We start from the raw sequence: 614 nt of genomic DNA, 5'->3' as shown, positions 1-614 counted from the left end.
GATAAATTTGATATAGCAATTGATATCAATGGCCATTATAGGCATTTGGTTTTTTCAAATTCACCTAAAGGCCATAAGGAGTTTTATGACTGGCTGACTCACCATACTCAAACACCTTGGGTTTGTATGGAAGCAACGGGACATTATAGTGTAAATATTGCTGATTTCCTGGTTAAAAAGGCATTAGGGTTAGCGTGGTGAACCCATTTCAAGTAAAGAATTTTGCCAGGGCATCATTAGTGCGTAACAAAAATGATTCCATAGATGCAAAAATCATCGCTCAGTTTGGTCAACGGATGGATCCACGTGTTTATCAAACGACCCCTGCCGAACAAAAGGAAGTAAAGGATTTAACCAAGCTTCTTGATATGCTCAAAGCCCAATTAGTTCAGCTCAATAACCAGTTACATAGCATTCAAGGTAAAATTGCGCGGAAAGCATTAGAAAAAATGGTCGACAAGCTTGAAAAAGAGATAACTAAAATAGAGAAGAAAATTGCTGATTTAGTAGCCAGTAATGAATCTCTTAAAGAACAATTTAAATTATTAACCAGTATCAAAGGCATTGGTAAATTAACTGCTTTCCACATCATTGCATTGATGCCTGATGTGAAC

1 protein-coding gene and 1 pseudogene are annotated in these 614 nt (G+C 36.6%); both read left to right on the top strand.

All coding sequences use genetic code 11. From position 1 onward, the window contains the following. Nucleotides 1-201 (top strand): annotated as a pseudogene (locus tag Lwor_RS13975) (hypothetical protein); the annotation flags it as partial. Further along, nucleotides 198-614 (top strand): IS110 family transposase (locus Lwor_RS11330; protein ID WP_157063148.1); only part of this gene is annotated, 417 nt, incomplete at its 3' end. The pseudogene Lwor_RS13975 and the gene Lwor_RS11330, both read left to right, overlap by 4 nt.

Source organism: Legionella worsleiensis (assembly GCF_001467535.1).
Taxonomy (GTDB): Bacteria; Pseudomonadota; Gammaproteobacteria; order Legionellales; family Legionellaceae; genus Legionella; species Legionella worsleiensis.
The sequence above is the reverse complement of the archived record's forward strand: the minus strand, read 5'-3'. Positions and strand labels throughout refer to the sequence as shown.